General features: G+C 57.3%; 8 protein-coding genes. All 8 read right to left on the reverse strand.

Annotated features, from left to right (window positions below):
- Positions 1-94 precede the first annotated feature (94 nt).
- Positions 95-1,258, reverse strand: a complete 1,164-nt coding sequence (locus JW937_07155; GenBank protein ID MBN1587189.1) for an aminotransferase class V-fold PLP-dependent enzyme — start codon at positions 1,256-1,258, stop codon at positions 95-97.
- Positions 1,255-1,629, reverse strand: coding sequence for a YkgJ family cysteine cluster protein (locus tag JW937_07160; protein MBN1587190.1), 375 nt, complete (start codon positions 1,627-1,629; stop codon positions 1,255-1,257). The genes JW937_07155 and JW937_07160 overlap by 4 nt, the downstream gene beginning before the upstream one ends.
- Positions 1,626-2,687 carry a hypothetical protein gene (locus JW937_07165; GenBank protein ID MBN1587191.1) on the reverse strand — a complete coding sequence of 354 codons (1,062 nt, stop codon included), beginning with the start codon at positions 2,685-2,687 and terminating at the stop codon, positions 1,626-1,628. The genes JW937_07160 and JW937_07165 overlap by 4 nt, the downstream gene beginning before the upstream one ends.
- On the reverse strand, positions 2,677-2,907 hold the full coding sequence (locus tag JW937_07170) for a ferredoxin (protein ID MBN1587192.1): 231 nt from the start codon (positions 2,905-2,907) through the stop codon (positions 2,677-2,679). The genes JW937_07165 and JW937_07170 overlap by 11 nt, the downstream gene beginning before the upstream one ends.
- 21 nt (positions 2,908-2,928) lie before the next feature.
- Complete coding sequence (locus tag JW937_07175) at positions 2,929-3,159, reverse strand: sulfurtransferase TusA family protein (protein ID MBN1587193.1); 231 nt, start codon at positions 3,157-3,159, stop codon at positions 2,929-2,931.
- Between the two features lie 18 nt (positions 3,160-3,177).
- Positions 3,178-3,501: an iron-sulfur cluster assembly accessory protein gene (locus JW937_07180; protein MBN1587194.1), complete on the reverse strand. Its 324-nt coding sequence runs from the start codon at positions 3,499-3,501 to the stop codon at positions 3,178-3,180.
- Positions 3,498-4,658: a cysteine desulfurase gene (locus tag JW937_07185; GenBank protein MBN1587195.1), complete on the reverse strand. Its 1,161-nt coding sequence runs from the start codon at positions 4,656-4,658 to the stop codon at positions 3,498-3,500. Before JW937_07185 ends, JW937_07180 begins: the two co-directional genes overlap by 4 nt.
- Positions 4,658-4,754, reverse strand: a 97-nt coding sequence (locus tag JW937_07190) for an RtcB family protein (GenBank protein ID MBN1587196.1), incomplete at its 5' end; no start/stop codon positions are given. The genes JW937_07190 and JW937_07185, both read right to left, overlap by 1 nt.

The raw sequence follows: 4,754 nt of genomic DNA on the forward strand, positions 1-4,754 counted from the left end.
CCCGCGCAGGCGGGAATCCATTTGTTTTTCAGTGATCCGAGTAGATCCCCGCTCCCGCGGGGATGACAATCCGGACTGTGGCGCCCGACACCCATTATGCTGCTACCCTCGCAAAATGCCCGGCACAGGCTTCCACGGCAGAAATAGCCTCGTCGATTTCTTCTTCAGTGGACATGCATCCGGGACTGAAACGCACCACGCCCTCCGGAAAGGTGCCCAACCATTGCTGGTAAAGCGGCGCGCAGAGCAGGCCCGTGCGGCAGGCAATACCCCGGGCTTCATCCATCCAGGCCCCTACCCCGGACGGCGTGACTCCTTCTATAAGGAAAGAGACCACACACACGGCCCCGGATTTGGGGCGGGGCTCAATGAGCCGCAGTCCTGGGATCCCCTCGAGACCGGACACCAGGCGCTCCCGCAAATTCGATTCCCATCGAGCAATCTCTTGCACCCCCCTGTCCAAAACATACTCCACCCCGGCCTTGAGCCCGGCCATGCCCAAGGTATTGGGGGAACCTGCCTCCAGCCAGGCCGGAAATTCCGCAGGCTGGACCGGGTTCTGCGAATCAAATCCGGTGCCTCCTTCGCGCCACGTCTGGATTTCTACCCGCGGATCCACCCAGAGAGCTCCGGTGCCTGCCGGCCCCAGTAAACCTTTGTGCCCCGGAAAGGCCAGCAGGTCAATTTCCATAGTTTGGACGTCAATGGGCACATGGCCTACGGTTTGAGACGCATCCACTAAAAAGTACGCGCCCAGGGAACGGACGGCCGGGCCCATATCCGCAACGGGCTGCAGGACGCCTGTTACATTAGAGCCGTGCACTACAGCCACCAGACGCGTATTTTCGCGCATCGCCCCAGTTATTTGTAAGGCCGACACCACGGAGGCCCCGGGTTTCGGTTCCAAGCGCGTCACCTGGATCATCCCCCTGTCCTCCAGAACCCGGAGGGGCCTCAGCACTGAGTTGTGCTCGATCACGGTGGTTACCACATGATCGCCCCGCCGCAATACCCCCTTGATCGCCATATTGAGGGCATCCGTGGCATTGAAGGTGCTAATCATCCGGTTAGGGTCCGGTGCATTAAACAGTTCGCACAGGGCCTCGCGCGCCCCGCGAAGGTGCGTGTCCGCGGCCCGGGAAAAGAAATGGCCCGCCCGGTTGGGACTGCCGGCCTCGTGACGGGCAAAATGACCCATGGCTTGGTGCACAGCCTCAGGCTTGGGAAAACTCGTGGCGCTGTTATCGAGATAAATCATACTTCCCTTACTCCGGGGCACTCGTCCGTGATATTTTCATATCGCCATTTATACGGGAAATCGGCGCATTGCTTGGGACGCACCGGATAGATTTCACAGCCGTGTTTGCGATTCAAAAAAATGCAGTCCAGGTCCTTATTCTGTTTGGCCTTCAAATAGGTCCATCCGTCCTTTTGCTCGCAATAAGTATCGACAAGTTCTCCGGGAGTAATCCCCAAATACTTCGCGATGGCTTTACGTTCTTCCATATTGATGTAGACCCAGCCTTCGCCTTTACAACATTTCAGGCAGGAGAGACAGAGCTCCCGGCTCAAGTTCACTTCATAGGTTCGGCTCTTGACGCGCATCACGTGAGGACCGGAACGAGTCATACAGCGCGGCACGCTTGATAAGAGGAAGGGCCCGTCCGGGGCAAATCCAAAATCGCCAGTCTCCACGTATCCAGTTCTTCCACGGAGAGCGGTTCAAGCTCTTTCAGAACAAAATTCAGGAGCGTCTCTTCGTTCAGCTTGAGCGCAATCGAATCCAAGCCCAGGCGTTGCGGTTTGGCATAGTACACGATAATCCGAACCGCTGTGCCAATCGATCTTTCGCTTATCTCCCCCACAATCACACTCACCGGACCCGGAAAAGCCACTGTAGCCAACGTGACTGCGGAATTGAGATTGAGAGAACGCAGCATTTGGTTCTCGGTCTCATTACGCCCCACCACAATCTTGGTATTGGGAGAAATCCGAAAATGCCTGCCCAAGCGCAAGAGTTCCAAGTCTTCGAGATCGATTTCGCTTTGGTTTTGAAAGAGATCACGCACACGGGAACCAAAAGGCTTTTCAGTGAGCAAGCAGCCGCCGGAAGGAGCCGGCTGTTCATCAATACCAAGCTTTGCAGCCAGGCCGATCTGGCGTTTCCGGGAACGCCCTGTGAGGTTGAATAAGTTGGAGCGATCGACCCAACCTCTTTGCTCAGCCTCTGTGGGCGCCAGATAACGCGCGCTCAAGGGCCGGAGCAAACGGCCCTCGAGCCCGGATTCCCGCTCGATAATCCTCATGCTGCGTTTGAGCTGGGAGTTGGGCCGCTGGCCCACGACTTCCCCTGTGACCACAAAATCAGCGTTGACCAGCGGCATAAATTTCCCGGCCAGCTTCAGCATGTAAGAGCGGCAGTCCACACAAGGATTCATTTCCCTGCCGTAACCATATTTCGGCTGCCGCACCACATCGAGGAACTCGCGCTTTACTTTGAGAATAGTGAACGGAATGCCGAGCAAGGCCGCAGAACTCTGCGCCTTGCCGCGATCGCAACAGCCCCACGGCAAGGCCAGGTGCAGTCCGTGAAGCTCTACACCCTGATCCTGAACAATTTTCGCGGCTAAGGTGCTGTCCAGGCCTCCTGAAAGCATGACAATCGCTTTCGGATGTCTATCCGTCATTCCCGATGGCCTCAACCGGGCAGGCTTCAATGGCTTCCTCGCACAGATTTTTCTCGGCATCATCAGCGGGCTGCTTGCAGACATACGAATAACCGGCGTCTTCGTTCCGGTCAAAATTGTTTGGGGCCGTTTGCCGGCAGAGATCGCAGTCAATGCATTGCTCGTCCACGTAGTAGGGGCCCTCGACGTTGAGTTTCACTTTTGTTGTATTGTCAGCCATTCAAGCAACCTCCGTTTGGTTTTAGCTTTTTCTAACATAAAGACGGTATTCCCCACCGTCCTTTTTGATTGCAATTAGCGCGTGGCCCGTGGCCATGCACCAGGCAGCCATATCTTCCTCAACAGCAGGGTCTGTTGACAAGACCTCCAGCACCTGACCTTGGCCCATATGCTCCATCTGGGCTGCTGTTTTGAAAACCGGCATCGGACAGAGCAGGCCGAAACAGTCGAGTGTTTGGTGGGCTTGTGTCATTCCCGGACCCTTAAAGCGCTACACCCCGAACGATGTGCCGCAACTGCATTTCTTTGCAGCATTGGGATTCATGAAGATAAAACCCCCGCCTATCAAGGCATCGTTGAAGTCCAGCGTCATCCCGTTCACATACAGAAGGCTTTGCGGATCCACTGCCACGCGCCTGTGGCCTTCACCGAATACTTTATCCTTCTCAGCCGGAGAATCAATGATATCCATTGTATAGGACATCCCTGAGCAGCCCCCGTCTTTGACCCCGACCCGCAAAAGACCCTCCGGCTTGCCCGCCTTATTCAGAGCATTCCGTATTTCCACAGCGGCTTTATCCGTCACCTCGATCATATTTCCTCCTCAACAGTTGACAGAGCCCTAAGGCGCTCCACCACACGACCCAAGTTTTCTACCACATTTTGGATTTCTTCCGGCCGGGTATCCTTGCCCAGACCGAACAGCAGCGTGGCCTTGGCCTCTGCCTCGGACAAACCCAAAGCGCTCAACACGTGAGAGGGTTTGAGGGCCATGGCATTGCAGGCAGAGCCCATGGTGGCGGCAATCCCGAATTCGTCCAGACCCAGAACAACGGCCTCGGCTTCCAAGCCGGCAAGAGTGAAGGCGATCAGTCCGGGGACACAGTGTTCTTGCGGAACCAAAAAGCGCAGGCCCGGAATATCTTGCTTCAGGCTTTGCCGCAGGAGCGTGCTGAGTTCGGTCAGGTGCTTTTGGCGCCGGCCGAGCTCCGCAGCCGCGAGTTCTGCGGCCGCGCCAAAGCCCACGATATTGGGCACAGCTTCCACCCCGGCGCGAAAGCCGGATTCCTGGGTGCCTCCGACCAGCAAGGGCCGGATGCGCACGCCGCGGCGCACATAAAGGGCCGCGGCCCCGCTTGGGCCGTAAATTTGATCGGAGGCGATCACAGCCGTGTCTGCGCCCAGGTCTTTTACTTGAGTCAAGACCCTTCCGGCCGTGGCTGTGCAGTCGACATGCAGGCGCGCGCCTTTTCCATGAGCGGCTTCCGCGATCTCGGGCAGGGGCTGCAGAGCGCCCAGCTCCGCGCTCGCGTGCGCGACAGAAACCACCACGCTCTCCTCGCACAGGCATTCTCTGAGCGAGGAGAGATCAAGAAGACCTTCTGCGGAAACTTCCACCAGACTCAGGCGGTAGTGCTCATCCTCCTCCAAACGGTGCGCGCTATAAAGAACGGCCTTGGACTCCGTACTGCTGATAGCCAAATGCTTGCCCTTATTGCGCAGACCGCGCGGCAATCCATAGAGGGCCCAATTGTTTGCCTCCGTGGCACTGGAGACAAAATGGATCTCCCCGGGACGGGCCCCGATCAGGGAAGCGACCTGGACACGGGCCTTTTCCACGGCATCGCGGACGCGCCTCCCGGCCGTATGCGGCGAACCCGGGTTCCAGGCCCACTGGTTCCAGTAAGGCAGCATGGCTTCCGAAACGCGGGGGTCGATGGGTGTGGCAGAAAAGTGATCCAGATAAATCATTATCCTTTAACCACGCCGACGGGGCGCATGCGGCAAACTTTCTTCGAGATGCCGGCTGCATGAACCACGTCCACGACCTCGTTCACATCCTTGTAG

The organism is Candidatus Omnitrophota bacterium (assembly GCA_016929445.1).
GTDB lineage: Bacteria > Omnitrophota > Gorgyraeia > JAFGIU01 > JAFGIU01 > JAFGIU01.

Bases quoted from the DNA above. Each gene is read 5' to 3' on its own strand.
- JW937_07185 (MBN1587195.1), bottom strand. From the start codon at position 4,658: ATGATTTATCTGGATCACTTTTCTGCCACACCCATCGACCCCCGCGTT.
- JW937_07175 (MBN1587193.1), bottom strand. From the start codon at position 3,159: ATGACACAAGCCCACCAAACACTCGACTGTTTCGGCCTGCTCTGTCCG.
- JW937_07155 (MBN1587189.1), bottom strand. From the start codon at position 1,258: ATGATTTATCTCGATAACAGCGCCACGAGTTTTCCCAAGCCTGAGGCT.
- JW937_07170 (MBN1587192.1), bottom strand. From the start codon at position 2,907: ATGGCTGACAATACAACAAAAGTGAAACTCAACGTCGAGGGCCCCTAC.
- JW937_07160 (MBN1587190.1), bottom strand. From the start codon at position 1,629: ATGACTCGTTCCGGTCCTCACGTGATGCGCGTCAAGAGCCGAACCTAT.
- JW937_07180 (MBN1587194.1), bottom strand. From the start codon at position 3,501: ATGATCGAGGTGACGGATAAAGCCGCTGTGGAAATACGGAATGCTCTG.
- JW937_07165 (MBN1587191.1), bottom strand. From the start codon at position 2,687: ATGACGGATAGACATCCGAAAGCGATTGTCATGCTTTCAGGAGGCCTG.